This window comes from Bifidobacterium sp. ESL0819, from assembly GCF_052606245.1.
In genome coordinates, this window is record NZ_CP199587.1 from 1,265,458 (window position 1) to 1,287,178 (window position 21,721).

The following is a 21,721-nucleotide window of genomic DNA, read 5'->3' on the forward strand; positions in this document are numbered from 1 at the left end:
CACAGTGAGAATCAGTCGACTCGCGTCATGTTTGTACACTAAAGCCAGTCTACGTTGCCATGCAAATACTCATATCTGAACCAATATACTCCAATTGGTGGTCTCGATATCTTCGCTTAGGGAGTTTAAATTGTAATCGGCCACGTCGTCAAGCATTTGATAGAGCCAGCTCAAGCCGAACTGCTGCTTGCCGATTTCCTTGATCTCATATAGAAACTTTTGCGTATATGCAAACTCAAACTCAATCATGATGGATGGTGTCTTTCATGTTCACTGCATTGCCCGCTTGAATGAGCGGGCAATGTCTCAACTTCTTCTATCTCTGTCGAATTTGGAAAGTCGAGAGCGAAATGGAAGTTCAACTTCGCACAACGACTGAGAGAGAAACATATTAATCGCCGTGTCGGGATCTAGGCCTAGATCTTCAAAAAGCTGTGAGGCCCGGCGCTTCATATCTGCGCTTACGTAAATTTGAATTCTTGCCATCTCTTACATTGTTAGCAACCGCCAGTTAAGCTACTTGTCTTTTGGGCTCCAATGCAAGATCAATATCACCCTTAACGGATTAATTTTGGAGATTGGATGAAAATCGGCCTAATTGAAAAAGCTGCCGTATGGCATCCTTGATACGAGTGATTTTGCAAGCATAGAGAATAAAAAACTGTTGAATCCAAATAAATAGGAATAGGTATGTGCGATACTGTATACAATCAGTTTATTTAGTTTTACATACTTTTGGACCCCTGCCTTAGTTATAGAGACTAAAAGCATCGGTTTATTTGACGCTTGACACCTAACGTACTCGGTTAATACTGTCTTGCCAGATTTGAGGTACTCAGGCAAAACACGAATTCACGGATACGCTCTAACGGATTTTCACACGCATCCCTCTTTTCTAGTGGAGGTGGATGTAGTTGTTATAGGGATAAAAGTTCCTCATGAGCAAATCATTGGAAACTTAAATAGGCTGCACGAGAAAAGAAAACATATGACTTTATCAAAATAGCTTAAAAGCGGAAACCGAATAATCCCCCTGACTCACCATAATCAGTAAGCGTAGGCTTAACTTGATACTCTTCCTTATTCTCGAAGCCTTCAGCATTCCGTAGATTGTCTGAATTTACAGTTACCACATACTGAAATCCTATTTTGTCGGCAAGCCTGGCTCCGATATTTAGGCATGATCCTAGCTGTCTGCTATCCATTGAATCAAACAACCTACTATCATGAAATATGAATCTGGGAGATCGGCCAAGTTCCATTGCGTTCGTCAAGAAGACCATGTCAAGTAAGAACATTTCTACTTGTTTTATACCCGCTGACGCATCACCTATAATCGAGGGGGTTACTGAAAGCTGGCCGTCGGCGGCATCTACTATAGATAAATTGGCTTCTCTATCACGATAGATTTCGTTGCCCAACTCAGTAAATCTGCTGATAACGTCCTCTTCTCTTTCACGATTTTCTTGCGAAATAATATCATTATGTAATTCAGCTTGGGCATCTGCCGCCTTCCTTTTAAGCTCTATATGATTCGCATTCAAGTTCGTTGCGAGATCAAGTTCTTTTTTTAATCTGATTATTTGGTCTTCAAGCTTTTGGACCTTCTGCTGCGCCTTTTGAAACGTTTCCAAAGCTATACCAGTATTTAGTATTTCCATGATTGAGGCTCGCTGTGCATCCAAACAAGCAATTTTATTACTGTCCTTTTCTAGTTGTTCCAGAACCGATCTAAGTTCGGAATCCAAGAATATTTTGCGATTTCTTACTATTGATTTGTTGAAAGCAAGGACATCCTCATATCGCTGGAAAATTGCGTCTGGAAGTACTATCTTCATCTCGGCATACAACTGTTGAATTTGATTTTCATTATCTCTATCAAAAAGGGTTTTTTCATTTGAATTAGCCTTCATCGCTTTTTCAAGACCATCTTTGCGCTTCTTAAGGCTTAGCACTTCTTCGTTTAAATCCCGAATTTGTTGAGATAACTCATCGGCTTTTTCCTGATGGTCTCGGTATTGTTCATCGACTTTGAAGTGCTTGAGTTCATTTGACATTCGATCACGCTGTTTTTCGGCATTGATTAATTTCGAACGTATTGTGCCCTCATCCAGTGATATTCCAGGCAGGGCGCCGTCTTTAATGGCTTTCTTTATATTTTTTTGATTTTTCTTCAGCGCTTTTACCGATTTCACAGCGTTGAGCTTGTATGGCGATAATCCAAGTAAATATCCCAGTCGAACTCCATCTTGCCAGTCAGAATCGTGCGGATCAGTTTTTATCGGATTATTGAAATCTGTGCGGATAGTTTGGGAAACGAGCTCTCCAAGCGTCGGACGGGAAATCTCTTCAGTGAGACTGTATGCATGGCCTACTAAAGCTTTCCAGGTGTCAATTGTCTCTTCTTTTCCGTTGATTGTAATTCTAGTCATCGGATGCATAGGGCGTTCTACGTAGAATCTTCCTTCAGGCAATGTGAAGTTGGCAGAAAAAGTGAAATCTTTTAATGCCTCTACTTTGAGTGGATTTCCCCTAGTCATATTTCCACCTAGCAGATATCGTAATATTCTAGCCAAACTGGTTTTACCAGCACCATTTCTGCTGTCATTATCTTCTGACTCTTGCGTACGATCAGCTGTGACAATGTTCATACCATCATGGAATAATAGAGTTTTGAACCTCGAGTCATTTGCGCTGACTTTGTGAAGGAACATTCTTCAGCTCCAATCTTCCGAACTTGTCATATTTGATGACACCGAGAGTAAACAACATGGTAAGAGCAAGTGAGAACCAATCAAATGTAACTAAAGGTATATCGTTCTGCCGTGAAATCTTCTCTTGATAAGCGTCCCATATTTCAGACTCTGACATATGTCTCTTCATCAGTGATATTATTTGAGCGCCTATCGTCAGAAGCGCTCTATCAGAACTTAATCCTTTAGTTGGTAGCAGCATCAGAATCACCTGCCTGCAGATATTTGTGTTCATAAGGATCTTTGAAGATATCACAACGATCAAAAAAATATGAGACTACTGCATAAACTGCTGTCTTTCTCGAGGTGTCAAAGCGGAAATCCGTGCCTCCTACATAGACGTATAGGTTCTCTAGTATCTCATCGGAATCTTGACACGTCTTGCTGAGCTTTTCATAACGTTTCCGTATCAAGCGGGCTTTAACATCATATAGGTTTGCATCAGATTGGAGATCAAACCATTTCTCTATCTCTGGAGAAAGTTGTCGCCCTTCATTGAATGCAATCTTGTTCATAGGACTTATTTCATTGTATTCCATTTTTTGGGGAGAGACTTCTCCAATACGAGATTCGATCAGAGTGTATGTGTTGTCATTTCCGATTCTTTCAATGGCTTCTACCACGTCTTGGAACTTAGTATCCTCAGCATGAGGGGCAGGAGGTAGAACCTGGGACAGTCTTTCATCATCCAACTTGCAGAGTATTTGCCACAGACTTTGAGAATTCCAAATTTGAATGTTTAAACGCTTTGAGATATCCGACTGGAAATGTTGCTTTAGTTCCTTGTATTTTTTTGCGGTTTTTGGTCCAATTGGAGCATTTGTAATGAAACACCAAGTCTGGATATCAGGCCAGTTTCTTACAGCTTTTGTCAGATCAATTTCCATTTTTTGCGCGGTGTAAGCGTCGCGACTGTTTTGAATTGTTTTTGCTGATTTGCCATAACAAGCATATAGCGTCTTTCCGTCACCGGAAAGACCATCACAGCCTTCATCGCCAAGACTACCCATCGGATCGGGATCAATGAACTCCGGATCTACAAGTTTTAGGACTTTTGATACGTAATCTTCAAAGCTATTGCCTTGACGAATGTTGAACTCACGCTCGTGCTCATTTTGATACCACTCTCTCCAAGCCGAATCAAGCATTGTAGGCTCCCTTTCAACGGCCACTTCGCCTCTATGCATCAGAGTAATGTCAAGAAATGACAATGTGAAACGCAGACTGTGATACCACCCCCACGATTAATTATCGTAACTTGGGTTTTCATTTCAATCGGTTTTCATGAATAAACTAATTTCTTACTAGAGTGTCTTTTTGTAGCAAGCATGGGAACCTATGAATCTTGCGGCCGCTGACTGTTTAGAGAAAAGGGTAGAGTTCACGCGACTTGTATTATTACTTAGAGAGGCAGCTTTTTTACTTTTACAAATAATAATTAAAAAATAAATAAGAAGTGCTGGTCTGTGAATGCTGCACAGAAGCAGGAAATCTATAAGTCTCAGGGGCTTAAAATGAACATAAGGTGGTTTCTACCGGATTCTATGCAGAAAGGTAGGGACGGGGTTAACGTCTAATGGCATGAGTTAGGATTTGGCAGGTCACATCAAATTAAAGCTAATACCAGTATTAGAATAATTCCTGGATGTAACTTACGTAATAAATATTGATTTATTTCGAAATTCGCACACAAAGAACAGCATCGCTGTATCTAATACTCTCAATTTCAGAGACAGGAGATAACAGTAGCAATCAGAGGATGCTTGCTTCGACTTAATTAATAATTAATCCAATCCGTACATATATATTAGGAGAGCGGAATTGGTTCTTGCTGCAAATCACAATAATCAAGGTCATGCAATCCATTATTATAGAACTTTTCTTAAATCCGGTCGACTCTGCTTACTAACTGACCGACAACCAGATTCCCAATAGTCTAAAATTCAATTATAGACGTCACACTATGCGGAATGACGTTTCATGTCTTGTGGAGCTGCGGGGAATTGAACCCCGGTCCGGTGACCGCACCCTCAGTCTTCTACGTGCGTAGTCTGCTGGCCTTTGTGGCTATCTGTCTGCCCCCACCTATGTCGCAGACAACCGGTGGCGGGCATAGCCGCAGAAAAAGTCCCCGAACCGCTCTGTGGCGCGGCAATTCAGGCAAGTCTTCTTAATGACGCTCAGCATCCCCCCGAAGGCGAAGGGGAGTGAACGGAGCAGCTGCTCACTGATTAATCCTGGCGCGAAGCTCAGGCAGCGAGAGCGAACTCAGTGCGGTTAGATTTAGCACTTGTTGTTTGCGGGAGGACATTAACGAGCGGACCCCCGCGTTCTCGGCACGCTTCCCTGCGACGAACAGGTCACCGTCGAAACCGATCAGCCCCAATCTTGAATTATCAAGCTCCGCTGGTGCCATTATGGACCAGCCTCGCCAGTATACAACAGATTGACGCTGCAGGTATTCCCGCTTCTCCCTCGGCATTGACTTGAATCCTGGTCAAGCCACGAAGCCCAGTCGACCAAGGCTCATCAGCATCTGGTAAATTCCCAATTCCGAAAATATAAGTTTGATCCCGTCCAGTCGACAGTTCAACAGGGCGGGACCAAATCATGCGCAAAGGTGAGGGTCACTGACCCTGCTGGCCTAGATAGTCGGGGATATGCTCGGGATATTCGGGCCAGGCGCCCTGCTGGGTGCAGACGAAGGCGGCGGTATTGACGGCGGCCCGGTGGGCCTGAGTCAGGGAGGCTCCCAGAAGGCGGTTGATGGCGAACGTCCCAGAGAAGGCATCGCCGGCTCCGACCGTGTCGGCCACAGTGATTTCAGGAGTGGGCAGATGCGAGGACTGGCCGTCCGCCAGATAGATCGTGCTATAGTCGCTGCCAGCGGTCAGCACGATGGTGTCCAGGTGCCACTGGTCCATGAACCAGCGGCAGAGCTCGTCGTCAGTGGCTCCGGGAACGTGGAACATATCGCGCAGGGTGACCAGCTCCTCGTCGTTGAGCTTGAAGACCGTGGCCATGTCCAGCAGCTCCTGGATCAGATCCTTGCTGTAGAAGGTGCCACGCAGATTGATGTCGAAGAAGCGCATGGCGTGGCTCTTGGTGTGGCGCAGCACCTGCAGGCAGGTCTCGCGGGATTTGCCGCTGCGCATGCCCAACGTGCCATAGCAGACCGCATCGGCCTTGCTGGCCAGCCCGGCCAGGTCATCCGTGTATTCCAGATGATCCCAGGCCACATCAGGCTTGAAGACGTATTGGGGGATGCCCTCGGTCAGCTGAACCTCGACGGTGCTGGTGGGGTGGTCGTTGTGCTGCAGGACGGCGTCGACCCCGGCCTTGTGAACAGCCTCCTCAAGCTCCCGGCCCAGGTCGTCCCGGCCCACGGCGCTGATGGCATAGCCTTCCGCTCCGTTCTTTGCGGCGTGATAGCTGAAGTTGACCGGTGCGCCTCCGGCCCGCTTGCCTGTTGGCAGGACGTCCCAGAGGATTTCGCCGATGCTGAGGACCACGGGTTTACTGGTCATGGTGTTCCTTTCCTGACGACGGGTGATGCGCCCGCCTTGTGCTTATTGATTTCACAGCTGTGCGACCCATGCTGGCCGGGTGCTCCAAAAATTGGCTGGCTGCTACCGCCGCAGCGCCGGTCAGCGTCGCATCTGCTGGAAGGCGGGAGAGCAGGATCTGCGTGTGCTCGCGCAGGCCAGGCAGGGCGCGCTGGGACACCATGGTCTGAACCCGTTCCAGCAGGCGGGTTCCGGCGGCGGCCACCATGTCTCCGATGATGATTTGGGCTGGATTGTAGGCGTTGACGATGGTCACACAGCCGTAACCCACGTAATCGGCTATCTGATCCACTAGGGTCCGTGCGGCTTGATGGCCCGAACGCGCCTGGTCGAACAGGCACGCGCAGGCTTTGGCGTGGGTCATGGCTTTGACTCCGGGGAACTGAATCTGCATATCCGGCTGACACATGCGGCGGTGGATGGCTACCGTCGAGCAGTAGCATTCCAGGCAGCCTCGGTTGCCGCATTCGCATGGCAGGCCGTTCAGATCGATGCTGACATGGCCGATCTCGGTGGCTGCTCCCTGGCTGCCGTCCACCAGGGCGCCTCTGTCAATGACTCCAAGCCCCACGCCTTCGCCCACCAGGAAGTAGGCTATGCTGGATGCTCTTATGCGGGGATCGAAGAGACTCTGGGCCAGCGCGCCGGCTCGGGCATCCTGCTCGATAAAGGTGGGTACGCGGAAGGCCTGGCCGAATTCATGGATGAAGTCCACGCCACGCCAGCCGGGCATGTTGGTGACCAGGGCGATGCGGCCGGTCTCGCGTAGGTAAGGACCCGGCACGGCCATGCCTACGGCCACGATGGCAGGGTTTGTCTCCAGCCGTCTTCCCACTCGGGTTCTGACCTCGGCCACGGCTCCGGGGATGTCATCGGGGTCGACGGGGGGCAGCTCTTCCGAGTCCAGCAGGCGGCCGCTGATGTCGAAGAGTCCAATGCTGATCAGACTGCGGGCGAACTTGACTCCGATGACCTGGTAGCGGTCGGCGTTCAGGGTCAGGCCGATTGATCGACGGCCACCTTCTGAGTCCAGGCTGCCGGTCTCGCTGATCAGACCCAGGCTGACCAGACGGGCCACGAGCTTGCTCACTGCCGCCGGTGTCAGATTGAGTTCCCGGGCCATCTGTGCTCGCGAACTGGTGCCCCGCCGGTGCAGGTATTGGACGATCCGTGACTGGTTGAGCTCGGAGAGGGCCTTTGGCGTGCTGGCGTATGGGCTGCTTCGCATATCGGCCTCCTCCTTGAGCGCTACTGTCACGCGAACTTCGCATACTTCATCAACGGCGTTTATATATTAACATCGTTTAATCCCTGTGCAACTGGTTCGACACTGGTAAAGGAACTGATGGAGGATAGCCGTCGGATTTGCCTATATCTGTAGCTGGATCTGTAGCTGGGGAGGGTTGTGCTTTGTGAAAGTAGGATGTGCCGACGAGAAGGGCCTCGACAAGCCCATGGCACCTGAGGATTTGACTGATCGAGTGCAGAGTGATCGACTGCTGGTCTGCGACAGTGCTGCTTCATACCCCATCCCGTAAGGCTCTGGGCCGGGCGTACGCGCACCCATTGCGGGACACAAGCCCTGGCGATGGTGCAGACGGAACGGTCGGCTTGCGCAGGTGCCCTTGCAGCTTGAGCTCGAATCTTCAGACGGTAGTCATGGGGCTACCACTCAGATTCGCTTCATGAGTCTGCGTAAGCCCCATCTATATAATTTAACAAGATGATAAAAGCAATCTGTCTTTCTGCCCCTGCTGTTCAGCAGGCAGAAACTGATTTCCTCCCCTGTGAACGCCGTAACGGCAAATGCATGAGGCAAAGGAGCATTTCGGATCGGTCTGCGGGAGGGCGACAAGATTGAATACGGGGGCTGCCAGAGCATCAAGGAAGGCTTGGGCTTGCGCTACTACGGCAAGAACAAGGCGGCGGCCGGCAAGCACATGAAAAACTGGCTGCGTTTCGCCGTGGCCTGGTGGCGCACCTTGTAACCAGGGTCTGGTGGATCCCTTCGGCGATCCCACCTTGCGAAGGTCCTGCTACCGCTACACCGATCCCATAAATCAGGCGCTGACCAAGGTGGACTATGCCTTCGAGCTCTTCACTAATACGACTACGACGCAGCCACCACCATCAGCTTCCTGCACACTTACGATCTGCAGGATAATTTCAAGCTCAGCGTCGAAGACAACCACGCCAACCTGGCCATGCATACCTATCAGCATGAGGTCCGTGTGGCCCGCGAGGCCGGATACATGGATGCCTTTAAGACCGAAGCATTCATGCTGCGCTTCATCGTCGGCATCCCTGCCTCACTGAGCTGGTCATCCGCGAGAGCGTGGCCCATCCGGTTCGATGAGATCTGTGGCAACCGCTGAAATTGTGTGTCCCGTCCCGGTATCATGGTCGCGTGTAAACGTAAACAGTTACGCCTGTGAAACGTCTGCTGCCAAGGCCACCGAGGAGGATGGAGTCGTCATGTTCATACCACGGTATTATGAGGATCCAGCTACGCTGCATGTGGGGACTGAGCCCAACCATGCCTACTGCGTCCCGGCTAGCGTCTCTCTGGACACGCGTGGCGATCGGCGCAGGGACTCTGACCGGTACCTAGACCTGGATGGGGATTGGGATTTTCGTTATTATGCCAGCATCGACCAGCTGGATGCCGATGTCCAGTCCGCAACCGAGGCCAAGGACCCTGTCTTTTTCGAAGCCGACTACTGCCTTTCCAGGGATGCAGGACTAGGGGTATACAGGCCAATCCATGTGCCAGGAGTCTGGCAGACTCAGGGCTACGACTACCCCCAGTACACCAACGTGCGCTATCCATTCCCCTTCGATCCGCCCAGAGTGCCTGCTGACAATCCCTGCGGCATCTACCTGCGCGACTTCGATTACGAGCCTGATTCCTCAGCGCCCCGGGCCCTGCTCAATTTCGAGGGGGTGGACTCCTGCTTCTATCTTTGGGTCAACGGGGATCTGATTGGCTACAGCCAGGTCTCGCATGCCACCAGCGAGTTCGACGTGACCGACCATCTGAGGCAGGGCCGTAACCAGCTGGCCGTCCTGGTGCTTAAATGGTGCGACGGCAGCTATCTGGAGGACCAGGACAAGTTCCGTATGAGTGGCATCTTCCGCGATGTCTACATTCTGCGTCGACCTAAGGTGCGTTTGCGCGACTGGTTCGTCCACACCGACCTGGATGAGGGGCTGGAACATGCCAGCGTAACCCTGGACCTGGATCCGACCGGCGTATCAGGCCATGACGATGCCGCTCTAGACGTCCAGGCTCTGCTGACTGATCCCGATGGAGTTGAGGTAGCACGGGCCGAGCTGGCAGGTTGCAAGGGGCCTGCGCAATTGCTCATGGAGGTCGACCATCCCCGCCTCTGGAACGCCGAGGACCCTGAACTCTATCGGCTGACGCTGTCCACTAAAGCCAGTGCTCCTGGCTCCGGCGATTCGGATGAGGTTATCACCGAGTACATCGGTCTGCGCACCATCAGCCTGGACGGCCAGGTGGTCAAGGTCAACGGCAGCCCCATCAAGATCCATGGGGTCAACCGCCACGACGGGGATCCGTGCACCGGATTCGTCATCGACCAGGAGCAGATCATGCGTGACCTGACTCTGATGAAGGAGCACAACGTCAACGCCATTCGCACATCCCATTACCCCAACAGCCCCCAGTACTACGCCCTCTACGATCAGCTGGGCTTCTACCTGATCGCCGAGGCCGATCTGGAGGCCCATGGCATCGAAGGTCTTTACCACGGTCCGGAGTGGAAGGAGCCCGATTACTGGAACGGTCGCATCGCTGACGAGCCGCGCTTTACCGATGCCATCGTCGACCGGGTCCAACGCAGCCTGGAGCGGGACAAGAACCACCCTTCGATTCTGATCTGGTCCATGGGCAACGAAAGCGGCTATGGCTGCGGCATCGAGGCGGCGCTGGCCTGGACCAAGTCTCGGGACCCCTCCCGTCTGACCCACTACGAGTCGGCCATCCACGGCTCGCCCCGGGAGGATCTGGACTACAGCAATCTGGACATCACCTCGCGGATGTATCCCACCATCAAGCAAATCGAGGATTATTTCACGCCGGAGGGTCCTCATGGCATCAGCAGCCACGGGGACGACGGGGACGGAGGTCGTCGACCATACTTCCTATGCGAATACAGCCATGCCATGGGGCTGGGTCCTGGGGATCTGGAGGACTACTTCCAGGTCATTCAGGCGCATCCAGGGCTCCTGGGCGGCTGCATCTGGGAGTGGGCCGACCATGCCATCGACCAGGGCAGGGACCGCGAGGGCCGTCGGATCTATGCCTACGGGGGGGACCACGGCGAGTACCCCCATGATGCCAACTTCTGCATGGATGGTCTGGTCTATCCCGATCGGCAGCCCCACACCGGCCTCAGGGAGTTCAAGAACGTCTTCCGTCCAGCCCGTCTTGTCGGCTACGATCCGCAGACCCGGCTGCTCACCCTCCATAACTATCTGGACTTCACCTTCCTGGATGAATACCTGAGCCTGAAGTGGATCCTTCTGTGTGATGGGGAGCCGGTGGCCTCCGGGTCGCCGGAACTGAATAGGGGAACCGGCCTGCACATCGCCCCCCATGCTGAGGGTACCGTAGGCTTGCCGCCCATGGATCCGCCCGAGCGCGGTCGTCTGACCCTGCTGGTGGAGTATGCCCTGGCCAAGGCCGATCCGGTGCTTCCCCAAGGGCATCCGCTAGGCTTCGATCAGCTTGAAGCCGCGGACATGGGAATGCCTGAACGCCCCAACGGCGTGGCCAGAGTCATCAGTGCCGATCCTGGCAACGGAGCCCGGGGCGCCCATCGGCCGGTGGTCAGGCAGACGGATGCCCGCTTCGATGTTGAAGGGTCCGACTGGCGTTACGTCTTCAACCGCCGCACCGGCATGGTGGAATCCATGAGCATCGACAACCGTTCCCTGCTGACCGCCCCTATGGAGGTCAACCTCTGGCGGGCGCCCACCGATAACGATGCCACCATCAAGGAGGAATGGCGCAAGGCCGAATACGATCGGGCTAGCACTAGGGCTCTCTCCTGCCAGCTGCGGACTGATCAGAGCAAGGGGCTGACCACAATCAAGACTGGGCTTTCCCTAGTGGCCCCCTACATTCAGCCCATGGGCAGCATCCTTGCCACCTGGACCCTGAGCGACCAAGGTGGGCTGGATCTGAGCATGGAGCTGCATCGGAATCCTGAGTTCCCCTACCTGCCTAGGTTTGGTCTGCGGCTCTTCCTGCTCCGGAGCCTCCAGCAGGTTACCTACTGCGGTTATGGGCCCTATGAGAGCTATCGGGACATGCATCGTGCCAGCCACTATGGTGTGTTCCATGACACCGCGTCAGGCATGGTCGAGCACTACCTGCGTCCCCAGGAGAACGGCTCCCGCTATGGCTGCGACTACGTCCTGGTGGAGGATGACCGCTCCCTGCTGCAGGCGGCGGGGGAAGGGCCGATCAGCTTCAATTGCTCCCCCTATACGCAGGAGGAGCTGACCGCCAAGGGGCATGACCATGAGCTTGAGGAATGCGGCTCGACCGTGCTCTGCTTGGACTATGCCACAAGCGGCATAGGCTCCAACAGCTGCGGACCTGAGCTGGATCCCGCCTACCGCTTGGACGAAACCGACCTGGTCTTCGGACTGCATCTGCGAGTCCGTTCCAAGTGAAACAGAGACTGGCGGGGTCTTTCAGCCCCGCCAGCGCAGGTACTGTTGGTAGACCTGCTCGCATGGAGTTCGCGTCAGTGTGGTCTCGACGTCCACCGGCCAGTCGTGGGGGAGGCATATAGCCGCGATGCCCTGGGCGTTATCAGGCTCCGTCCGGCCCCCAAGGGGGCAGCTCTTGTGGGCCTGCGTCGCTTCATCGATGATCCGCTGGATTTCTTCGAGAACTAAACCATCCGAAGAATCCGTGGGTCGGCGGTAGCTATATCAGCGCAGGCGCTAGTCCTCTCATTCATCGAATAGTTGTATAGCCCATATGATGATTGGCTTCGCCCAGGTTTAGCGGTCAACCCGAGACTAGTCGGGATTGACTGGCAGCTCACTGCCATTGACCCTGAAGAGGGCGTGGGCATCTCCGCCATGCAGACGTTTCAGATAGGTTCGCGCTCGGGTCATGCGTTCCACAGTAGTCTGGGCCAGCGGGGCTGGAAGCCGATCGGGGTCGAACCATCCGACTGACAGGCTCTCCTCGTCTCCCACAAAGGGGTTGGCATTGCCGCTGGGATCAGGTCGGCAGATGAACAGATGATCCATGTACATGGTCTGATCCCCATTGGCATAGGTGACCGCCTCCCTGGAGGATGTAACCGCCGCCAAGGCAGTGACGATCACATCCACCCCGGTCTCTTCCCTGACCTCGCGAATCACGGTGTCGGCCGGATCCTCGCCTGGCTCATTGATCCCATAGACCAGGGCCCACTGTCCGGTGTCGGAGCGTCGGCCCAGCAGGACACGGCCCTGGTCATCGCGGACGAAGGCCGTCACGCCGTTCAGCCAGAGCAGGTCATGACCTATGGACTTGCGCAGTCTGAGGATGAAATCAGGGGTGGGCATAGTCAGTCCCGGTCCGGGTCGGCGAGCGCAGCCCGCTGTGCCATCCAGGCTTCCACATCCTCTACGGTCTTGGGGATGCCTGCGGACAGCCACTGGGGACCCTGCTCGGTCATGAGCACGTCGTCCTCCACGCGCACGCCGATGCCACGGAACTCCGGGGGCACCAGCAGATCGTTCTCCTTGAAGTAGAGTCCAGGCTCGATGGTGAAGATCATTCCCGGGGTAATTGGTGCACCCTGGTAAGACTCGTAGCGGGCCTCGGCGCAGTCATGCACGTCCAGACCCAGGTGGTGGGCGCAGCCGCAGGCGTGCCAGCGACGGTGCTGCTGGCCCTGAGGGGAGAGGGACTCCTCCACGCTGACCTTGAGGATGCCCCACTCATGCAGGGTCTGCGCCAGCACACGCATGACGGCATGGTGGATGTCCGAGTAGGTGGCCCCGGGCTTGGCTGCCTCGAAGCCGGCCTGCTGGGCCTTGAGCACGGTCTGGTAGATCCGCTTCTGCAGGGGGCTGAAGGTGCCGCCCACGGGGAAGGTGCGGGTGATGTCGGCCGTGTAGAGGCTGTTGACCTCTACACCGGCGTCGATCAGGAGCAGATCGCCCTTCTGGACGGTTCCGTCATTGCGCATCCAGTGCAGGATGGGGGCGTGCTTGCCCGAGGCGATGATGGACCCGTAGCCTACGTCATTGCCCTTCTCGCGGGCGTTGGCGTTGAAGACGCCCTCCAGCATCCGTTCGGAGCGGGGACGGCCCGTCACTTGCGGCAGATGGGTCAGAATTCGGTCGAATCCGTCCTTGGTGGCGGCGATGGCCTTGCGCATCTCGCCCACCTCGTAGTCGTCCTTGATCATGCGGGCCTCGGAGGTGAACTCCTCGAGCTTATCGTCCGCCTCCTCGTTACGGTCCGGACCGCCGATGCCGTTGGCCTTGCGGGCGGCCTCCACCTGGTTGAGGACCTCCTGGTCGGCGGTTCGGATCACCCTCAGCTTGACCGCTCCCTGGTCCGGTCCCAGGTCCTTGGCGATGGCATCGGGGAAGGTGGCGATGTCCTTGGTGGGGATGCCGGTCATGACGGCCAGCTCCCGCAGCCCGGCCCGGGGGCCTACCCAGTATTCCCCATACTGGGAGGACCGGTAGTAGTCGCGGGTGGACTGGTCGGCCCGGGGATGGACGAAGAGTTCAGGGGTATGAGTCAGGCCCTTGGCGGCTTCCGGACTGTCGGGGTCCACTGGGTCTAGGACCAGGATGGCTCCGGGCTCATAGTCCTCGCCCAGGCCCGTGTAGTAGGCGAAGGTGGTGTCTGGGCGGAAGGCGTAGTCATTGTCATTGTTTCGGGTCTTGTAGGAGCCAGCGGGGATGACCAGTCGTTCGCCGGGGAAGCGCTGGCCCAGCTCACGCATGCGGCGCTCAGTGTATTTGCTGGACTCCAGAGGCTCGATCTGCGGCTCCTGGGCCTGCCACCCGGTGGTCATGAACTTCTGGAAGGAGGGGGAATTGGGGCGCAGGGTGCGGTTGTTCACCCGGTCTTCCATGTTCTGCTCGTCCAGATCCACATTTTTGGGATCGGTGTCTCCTCGTAGATGCTCCTGTGCGGATGCGGTCACGTCCAGCCTCCTTGAAATCCCGGTTCTGACTATGTTGGTTCCATGCTAGTGCGTTCTGCCGATGTGGCGGTCAGCTGCCCTGGCCTTCAATCGGGGCCGGTCGCGCTTAGAATGGGCGGGAAGCATCCACCAGCAGCAGGAGGCGAAGGCAGAATATGTCATTCGAGCACCCCAACAGCAAGGGTCAGGACATCCGTGATGTCGAGCGGGCCATCATGGCGCGTCCCGCCGAGCATGACAGCACCAACCTGGACCTGGACAGGATGGGGATGATGCTGGACCTGCTGGGCCACCCCGAGCACAGCTTCCGGGTCATCCACGTCACCGGAACCAACGGCAAGGGCTCCACGGCTCGGATGGCCGAGGCTCTGGTTCGGGCCTACGGTCTGCGCACCGGGCTCTACACCTCGCCCCATCTGGAGCGGATCAACGAGCGCATCGCCATAGACGGTCAGGAGCTTTCAGACGAGGACTTTGTGGATCTCTACCAGCAGATCAAGGATTTCATTGCCATGGTGGATGACCGCTTCGCCCGGCAAGGCAGGGCTTCCATGAGCTTCTTCGAGGTCCTGACAGCCATGGCTGTCTGGGCCTTCGCAGATGCCCCGGTGGACGTGGCCATTGTCGAGGTGGGGATGGGCGGCCGTTGGGATGCCACCAACGTCCTCGATGCCGACGCTGCCATCATCGGGCCGGTGGACATGGATCATATGCAGTGGCTGGGGGACACGGTCGAGCAGATAGCAGGGGAGAAGGCCGGGATCATCAAACCCAAGTCCACGGTGATTGTTGGCGCCCAGCCTCATGAGGAGGCCGTCATGCCCATTATCGAGCAGGCCGTGCGCGAGCAGGGCGCACCCACCCTGCTCAGGGACGGCAGCGAGCTGGAGGTGGTCTCGCGCATGCCAGCGGTGGGCGGCCAGGTGGCCACGCTGCGTACGCCCCAAGGGCTCTACAAGGATGTGCCCATTGACAAGTTTGGTGAGCATCAGGCCCACAACGCCCTGGCGGCTCTGGCCGCTGCCGAGACGGTCATACCCGTCAACGGGGCCCTGGACCAGGATCTGGTGGCCGAGGCCTTCAGTCAGGTGCGCATCCCTGGACGGATCGAGCAGGTGCGCACCTCGCCCACCATCATCATCGATGGCGGGCATAACCTGAACGCGGCCCAGTCTCTGCGGGCGGCCATCGAGGAGAACTACGACTTCAAGCAGCTGGTGGGCGTGATTTCCATGATGTCCGACAAGCAGGTGGAGGACTATCTGGGCCTGCTGGAGCCCGTGCTGGACAGCGTTGTAGTCACCGAGAACTCCTGGAAGGGCCGGGTCATGCCGGCTGAGGATCTGGAGCGGGTCGCCGTGCGGGTCTTCGGGCCCGACCGGGTGGTCCGGCGCGACCGGATGCCCGATGCCATCCAGACGGCCGTCGACATGGTCGACAGCGAGGACCAGACCGGGGTGGGCTATGGACGCGGGGTACTGATCTGCGGCAGCTTCGTCACTGCTGGGGATGCCCGCACGCTGCTGGCCGAACGTCCCAATCCCGATCTGGCCAAGCCTAAGGCGGAGCGCGCCTGATGTACCTTAAGGAGCTGACCCTCAAGGGCTTCAAATCCTTTGCCTCGGCCACCACCTTGCGCTTCGAGCCGGGCATCACCGCTGTGGTGGGCCCGAACGGATCAGGCAAATCCAACATTGTTGACGCTCTGGCCTGGGTCATGGGAGAGCAGGGGGCCAAGAGCCTGCGAGGCGGTTCCATGGAGGACGTCATCTTCGCGGGCACCTCTTCCAGGCCCCCATTGGGACGGGCGCAGGTCACCCTGACCATCGACAACACCGACCGGACGCTGGACATCGACTACACCGAGGTGACCATCAGCCGGACCATCTACCGCAACGGCGGGTCCGAATACGCCATCAACGGGTCCGACTGCCGTCTGCTGGACATTCAGGAGCTGCTCAGCGATACCGGTCTTGGGCAGCAGATGCACGTGATCGTCGGCCAGGGGCGGCTGGATGCCATCCTGCGGGCTGATCCGGCAGGCCATCGGGCCTTCATCGAGGAGGCAGCCGGCATCCTCAAACATCGTAAGCGCAAGGAGCGCGCCCTGCATAAGCTGGCCAACACCGAGGCCAACCTGTCCCGTCTGGATGACCTGATCGGCGAGATTCATCGGCAATTGGGGCCGCTGGGCAGACAGGCCAAGGTCTCCCGTCGGGCAGACATGATCCAGGTCAGCCTGCGGGACGCTCAGGCACGCATTCATGCCGACGACGCCCTGACCTCGCAGAAGAAGATAGAGGATCTGCGCTCGCGGATGGTTCAGACCCGGGGGCGGCTGGCTCGGGGACAGGAGGACCTGACCAGGGTCAAGCTGCGCATTGAACAGCTGGAGGGGCTGGATCGACAGTCCAGTCCGGCTCTGGACGCCGTCAACCAGCAATGGAACGACCTGACCAAGCTCGGTGAGCGTGCCGGGTCTCTGGCATCTTTGGCCAGGGAGCGTAGCCGTTCGCTGGAGGCTGGCATGGTGGCCGATCAGGGCCAGGATCCCGGAGTGCTCAGGCGGCGGGCCGACGAGCTCAAGGGCCAGGCCGACCAGGAGGAGGGTCAGGTTGAAGCCGACCGTATCTCCCTGGATGGCTGTGTCCAAGCCCGTGCGGATCTGGAGCGGCGGCTGGCCGCTCACCGGCAGACCATGACCGAGCTGCGGCAGGCAGCCAGAAAGCGGCAGGCTCGACTGGGAGACCTGGCGCAGCTGGTGTCCAAGGAGGCATCGGCCCTGGATCTGTCCAAGCAGCGTGAGCATGATCTGGCTGGTCAGCAGGATCAGGCCAAGGAGGAGATGGAGAGGGCCCGAAGCCAGGTGCGCGACTTGGATAGCCGGGAAGAGAGCCCTGACCGCGATGGCAGACAGGCTCTGGATCAGGCAGGTCAGGTCAGGGATCAGGCCCGCAGCAGGCTCAATGAACTTGAGGAGCGTGAGCGTCGAATCCAGTCCGATGCCATCTCGGCTCAGGCCAAGGCCGATGCTCTGGCGGACACGCTGGATCATCGTAATGGCAGTGAGTCCTTAGCCCAGGACGAGGATCCTTCTCTATTGGGCGCGCTGACTGATTTCATTCGAGTGGAGGAGGGCTGGGAGGAGCCCTTGGCCCAGGCCCTGCACGACTATGCTTCGGCTTTGGTGGCCAAGGATGACTTGACGGTAGACCAGACCCTGGAGCGGGCCCGCCAGGATCGTCTGGGACGAGCGGCACTGATCTCGGCATCGGGCCCGCTTAAAGACTCATTCATAAGGCCTGGGGAGGGCCCCTGGCGCTCCGCTGCTGACTTGGTGGTCCTGCGGGAGCATCAGGCTGATTCCGATCGAGCCCAGGAGGTGCTGGCATCTGTCCGCTGTCTATTGGCTTCTACCGCTGCCGTCGACGACCCAGATCAGGCCCGCCATGCCCTGGCGGACGGATGGCAGCAGGCATTGACCCGCCTGGGAGATCTCTACGATCAGATAGGTGCTGTAGGCGGGTCTGCCCCTGCCACCAGCGATCTGGCGCTGACTGCGCGGCGGGATCGGGCCCTGGCGCAGGTGAAAGCCCTTCAAGAGGACTCCCGGTCCCTGCAGCCGCAGACAGAGGCAGCTCGTACCGCTCTTGAGCAGGCTGAGCAGAAGCTGCAGGAGGCGCGCAACTATTGCACCGAGGCTCGGGTCAAGGCCGAACAGGCCGCCCGGGAGCTGGCAGACGCCCGCAAGGAATCGGATCGGGCTCAGGCCGCAGTCAAGGATCTGGACAACCGGCTGGCCCAGGTGCGCGACCAGGTGCGCACCCACGAACTCAAACTAGAGGATCTCAAGGCCGGTCTGGCGCGAGCCCAGGAGGAGGACAGCGGGTCTGATCCTGATGACCCGGAGGGCATGGAAGACCGACAGCATGAATTGGAGACGGCCCTGGACCAGGCCCGCGCCGCCGAAATGGAGGCCAAGCTGACCTGGACCGAGAGCGATCGAAGGCGCGCATCCCTGCTGCGCCAGATTGATCTGCTGCGGGATCAGGCTGACCAGGCCGAACGCCGTCGTCAGCGAATAGCCGAAGAGAACCATCGTCGGAAGGCTGGCATGGCTTCTCTGGGGCTGATTGCGCTCAGGGCCGACCTGCTGGCCCGGCTGATCAAGGGGAGGATGGAGCATGCGGCCCGCCGCCGTGATCAGCTCAGGGCCAATGCTTCCGCCCACGACAAGGAACTGACCGACCTGCGCGCCAGCAGGGACGCTCTGGAACCCAAGGTGGCCAGTCTGCGACAGGATGAGCACGGTCTGGATCTGGAGCGGGAGCGCCTGGCCGGTGAAGACGGCCGCCTGCGCCAGCGCATCCAGGATGACCTGGGCATGGAGCCGGTGGAGCTCATCCGCGAATACGGCCCTGATCGTCCGGTTCCTGTTCTGGATGACGAGGGCAATCCGGTGCCTCTGGACCAGGATGCGAAAGACGAAGATGAAGATTCGTCAGCTTTCAAAACGGTGCCTTACCAGCGTGGGGAGCAGGAGAAGCGGCTGGCCAAGGCCAAGCGAGACCTGGCCGCCCTAGGCAAGGTCAACCCGCTGGCCACTGAGGAATACGAGGCCTTGGAGTCCCGCAACCGCTACCTGCACGAGCAGCGTCAGGATGTAACAGGGTCTCGGGACGATCTGATGGCTCTGGTCAAGGATCTGGATTCGACCATGGTCACGGTCTTCAAGGAGGCATTCGATGATACAGCACAAGCCTTCGAGCGCATCTTCGCCATCCTCTTCCCAGGAGGTCGAGGAAGGCTGCGGCTGGATGATCCGGACGATCTGCTGACCACCGGCGTTCTGGTCGAGGCCAGCCCGGCTGGCAAAAAGGTCCGTCGGCTCTCACTGCTTTCGGGCGGTGAGCGGTCGCTGACGGCCCTGGCTTTGCTTCTGGCCATCTTTACGGCCCGCCCCAGTCCCTTCTATGTCATGGACGAGGTCGAGGCCGCCCTGGACGATGTGAACCTGACCAGGCTGCTCAAGGCCTTCGAACAGCTGCGCGAGCATGCCCAGCTGATCATCATCACCCACCAGCAAAGGACCATGGGCATCGCTGACGCCCTCTATGGGGTCACTATGCGAGGGGATGGGGTGACGGCTGTCATTTCCCAGCGGCTGAAGGATCCGGATCCTTCAGGTCGCGAAGAGCCCGAGCGCGATCAAGAGTGACCCGGGCCAGAACTGCTTGGGAGTCCACAATGGGCAGCTGCGGCATGGGGTAGGCCTCGTTGAGCACCGATAGTTCGGTGCAGCCCAGCAGGATTGAGTCGCAGTGGTAGTCATCCAGGAAGGCATCGAGGACGCCCAGGTAGCGATCCCGGTCCAGACGGCCTTCCTTGACGTCGTCGTAGATCAAGGCGCTTACACGGTCCTGCAGGGCCTGGTCCGGATCCACCAGCAGATAGCCGGCCCTGTCGGCAGGGCCCTGGTAGATGGCGGCGTGACGGGATCCCTCGGTGCCCATGTACCCCATGCGCGGATGGGTTTGCGCCGGATATTGCTTATTCGCCCAGTCAATGGTGGCCTGAGGCATATCCAGAATGGGCACTGGGGTCAGGGCCTGGAGCCTAGGCAGTATCTGGTGGGCCGTGTTGCAGGCCATGACCATGAAGGAGGCGCCCATGGCTGTGGCCTGACGCACATCCTCGGCCAGATAGGGGAAGGGATCATCCTTGCTGCGGCCCAGAATGAACTCGGTGCGGTCGGGCACGGTGGCGTGATTGAAGACCACATAGTCCAGAAAGTCCTGATCCCTGCGCGCCCCGGTCATACGGTCCAGCACCCGGACGAAGCTTTCAGTGGCCAATGTACCCATGCCGCCTAGAACGACGAAGAAGTTTTTCATGCCAGTGTCCCCTTGTCGCGGAAGTAGCGCCGGTAGCGACGCCGATAGATTGAGAACATGTGACGGATCAGCGCCCAGCGTTTGAAATTGAGATCATTGCTGTACTCCAGGGTGGTGCCCCAGTCCCCGCGCCGGATCATGGCCATGGCCTGTCGCTTGTCCTCGGAGTCTGCGCAGTATTTGCGGAAGATGTCCCTGGGAATCTCCATCCATAGACGATGTCCGCGGCCGAAGACGGTGCGTCCGTTGAAGGGGGTGTCCAGGACCAGATCGTCCACAAAGCAGCGGGCCAAGTTGAAGCCGTTCAGGGTGACCACGTAGCTGCTGCGGCCTTGGCGCAGATTGATCTCGAAAAGCTTGTAGACGCCATCGCGCGGATCATACTTCATGTCGAAATTGGCCACGCCGCTGTAGTGGATGTCCTCGAGGAAGGCCTTGATCCGGTCGAAGATGTCCTGGTTGTAGTCGGGCATGATGGCCGCATAGTTGCCTATGGCTTCGGGCGTGGGATCCTCCAGCAGGGGATGGCCCAGGAACATCATGCGCACCCGGTGGTGACGGTCCACGTATGCATTGAGCACCCTCATGTTGTCATCGCCTCCGGGCACGAAGTCCTGGATGACCATCTGCGAAGTGTAACCGGCCTGGTAGGACCTGCGGATCATGGTGTCCAGCTCATCCGGATCGCTGAATATAAAGGCCTTTTTTCTCCCGGGGAAATGGATGTTCAGCCACTCGTCGCTGTCGGCTGCCTTCATGGCCACCGGATAGTCGAAGGGCAGATTCCGGTGGCGGCCGGCTTTCACGTCCTGGGCGTCCACCGACACTGTCTTCGGGTGGGGTAGGTCATAGCGATCGCAGAGCTCGTAGAAGGAGGATTTGAGCGAGAGGGACCGATTCAGCTCCTGGTCGATGGCGTTGAAGGCGAATCGCTCGCGCAGAGACTCGCCGAACTTGTCCAGCAGGTTGGCGTAGCTGTCCCCGCAGGGCAGAAGGAGCAGAGCGGCCCCTGGATGCTCCCGGTGATAGGCGTCAGCCCATTTATTCAGGGCGGGCACGAAGACCTTGGGATTGGTGAAGTCGGGAACCAGGTGCACGTCGAGGATCCGGCTGTACTTGGTGGGGGAGAGCTGGTAGTGGCCGAATACGGTGGATACCACCCCGTAGGCCTCATGGAAGGCCCGCGCCATCCCGTAGGCGTTGATGTCGGTGCCCAGTATGACCGGTTGGAACTCTTTCATATCTCTGAAACCACCTACCATGTGCTCGTGCACCCCATTCTGCCGTGGGGCATTCGGCTTTCCATA

At 57.2% G+C, this 21,721-nt stretch carries 14 protein-coding genes, 1 other RNA gene and 1 pseudogene; 4 read left to right on the top strand and 12 right to left on the bottom strand.

Annotated elements, in window-relative coordinates; all coding sequences use genetic code 11:
- Window positions 1-69 precede the first annotated feature (69 nt).
- The 8 genes from ACUIAD_RS05275 to ACUIAD_RS05310 all read right to left on the bottom strand — a co-directional run bounded on the left by ACUIAD_RS05275 (window position 70) and on the right by ACUIAD_RS05310 (window position 7,547).
- Window positions 70-249, bottom strand: coding sequence for a hypothetical protein (locus tag ACUIAD_RS05275; RefSeq protein ID WP_445342984.1), 180 nt, complete (start codon window positions 247-249; stop codon window positions 70-72).
- 57 nt (window positions 250-306) lie between these two features.
- Window positions 307-486 carry a type II toxin-antitoxin system RelB/DinJ family antitoxin gene (locus tag ACUIAD_RS05280; RefSeq protein ID WP_445342985.1) on the bottom strand — a complete coding sequence of 60 codons (180 nt, stop codon included), beginning with the start codon at window positions 484-486 and terminating at the stop codon, window positions 307-309.
- Between the two features lie 521 nt (window positions 487-1,007).
- Window positions 1,008-2,651 carry an ABC-three component system protein gene (locus tag ACUIAD_RS05285; RefSeq protein ID WP_445342986.1) on the bottom strand — a complete coding sequence of 548 codons (1,644 nt, stop codon included), beginning with the start codon at window positions 2,649-2,651 and terminating at the stop codon, window positions 1,008-1,010.
- Between the two features lie 34 nt (window positions 2,652-2,685).
- Entirely contained in the window at window positions 2,686-2,988 is a 303-nt protein-coding gene (locus tag ACUIAD_RS05290; protein ID WP_445342987.1) for an ABC-three component system middle component 6, read from the bottom strand.
- Window positions 2,939-3,901: an ABC-three component system protein gene (locus ACUIAD_RS05295; protein ID WP_445342988.1), complete on the bottom strand. Its 963-nt coding sequence runs from the start codon at window positions 3,899-3,901 to the stop codon at window positions 2,939-2,941. Before ACUIAD_RS05295 ends, ACUIAD_RS05290 begins: the two co-directional genes overlap by 50 nt.
- An 837-nt stretch (window positions 3,902-4,738) precedes the next feature.
- Window positions 4,739-5,137: a transfer-messenger RNA gene (gene ssrA / locus ACUIAD_RS05300) on the bottom strand.
- A gap of 243 nt (window positions 5,138-5,380) precedes the next feature.
- Window positions 5,381-6,280: a carbohydrate kinase family protein gene (locus ACUIAD_RS05305; protein ID WP_110451889.1), complete on the bottom strand. Its 900-nt coding sequence runs from the start codon at window positions 6,278-6,280 to the stop codon at window positions 5,381-5,383.
- Window positions 6,270-7,547, bottom strand: a complete 1,278-nt coding sequence (locus ACUIAD_RS05310) for an ROK family transcriptional regulator (RefSeq protein ID WP_445342989.1) — start codon at window positions 7,545-7,547, stop codon at window positions 6,270-6,272. The genes ACUIAD_RS05305 and ACUIAD_RS05310 overlap by 11 nt, the downstream gene beginning before the upstream one ends.
- A gap of 604 nt (window positions 7,548-8,151) precedes the next feature.
- Between ACUIAD_RS05310 and ACUIAD_RS05315 the strand changes: the two are divergent.
- Both ACUIAD_RS05315 and ACUIAD_RS05320 read left to right on the top strand, forming a co-directional pair.
- A pseudogene (locus ACUIAD_RS05315) lies at window positions 8,152-8,574 on the top strand (hypothetical protein); the annotation flags it as partial.
- Between the two features lie 220 nt (window positions 8,575-8,794).
- Entirely contained in the window at window positions 8,795-12,025 is a 3,231-nt protein-coding gene (locus ACUIAD_RS05320; RefSeq protein ID WP_445342990.1) for a glycoside hydrolase family 2 TIM barrel-domain containing protein, read from the top strand.
- A 354-nt stretch (window positions 12,026-12,379) separates the two neighbouring features.
- Here ACUIAD_RS05320 and ACUIAD_RS05325 read toward each other — a convergent pair whose 3' ends face one another.
- Window positions 12,380-12,916, bottom strand: coding sequence for an NUDIX hydrolase (locus ACUIAD_RS05325; RefSeq protein WP_445342991.1), 537 nt, complete (start codon window positions 12,914-12,916; stop codon window positions 12,380-12,382).
- Window positions 12,917-12,918: 2 nt separating this feature from the next.
- Complete coding sequence (locus ACUIAD_RS05330; protein ID WP_445343805.1) at window positions 12,919-14,469, bottom strand: aminopeptidase P family protein; 1,551 nt, start codon at window positions 14,467-14,469, stop codon at window positions 12,919-12,921.
- A gap of 206 nt (window positions 14,470-14,675) precedes the next feature.
- On the opposite strand from ACUIAD_RS05330, the gene ACUIAD_RS05335 reads away from it, so the two are divergent.
- Together ACUIAD_RS05335 and smc are read left to right on the top strand one after the other, a co-directional pair.
- A complete protein-coding gene (locus ACUIAD_RS05335) occupies window positions 14,676-16,097 on the top strand; it encodes a bifunctional folylpolyglutamate synthase/dihydrofolate synthase (RefSeq protein ID WP_445342992.1) in 1,422 nt (473 codons plus the stop codon).
- Window positions 16,097-19,738 carry a chromosome segregation protein SMC gene (gene smc / locus ACUIAD_RS05340; protein ID WP_445342993.1) on the top strand — a complete coding sequence of 1,214 codons (3,642 nt, stop codon included), beginning with the start codon at window positions 16,097-16,099 and terminating at the stop codon, window positions 19,736-19,738. Before ACUIAD_RS05335 ends, smc begins: the two co-directional genes overlap by 1 nt.
- Here smc and ACUIAD_RS05345 read toward each other — a convergent pair.
- Both ACUIAD_RS05345 and ACUIAD_RS05350 read right to left on the bottom strand, forming a co-directional pair.
- Complete coding sequence (locus ACUIAD_RS05345; protein ID WP_445342994.1) at window positions 19,671-20,414, bottom strand: aspartate/glutamate racemase family protein; 744 nt, start codon at window positions 20,412-20,414, stop codon at window positions 19,671-19,673. The two genes, smc and ACUIAD_RS05345, sit on opposite strands and share 68 nt — an antisense overlap.
- Complete coding sequence (locus ACUIAD_RS05350; protein WP_445342995.1) at window positions 20,411-21,655, bottom strand: carboxylate--amine ligase; 1,245 nt, start codon at window positions 21,653-21,655, stop codon at window positions 20,411-20,413. The genes ACUIAD_RS05345 and ACUIAD_RS05350 overlap by 4 nt, the downstream gene beginning before the upstream one ends.
- Window positions 21,656-21,721: the final 66 nt, after the last annotated feature.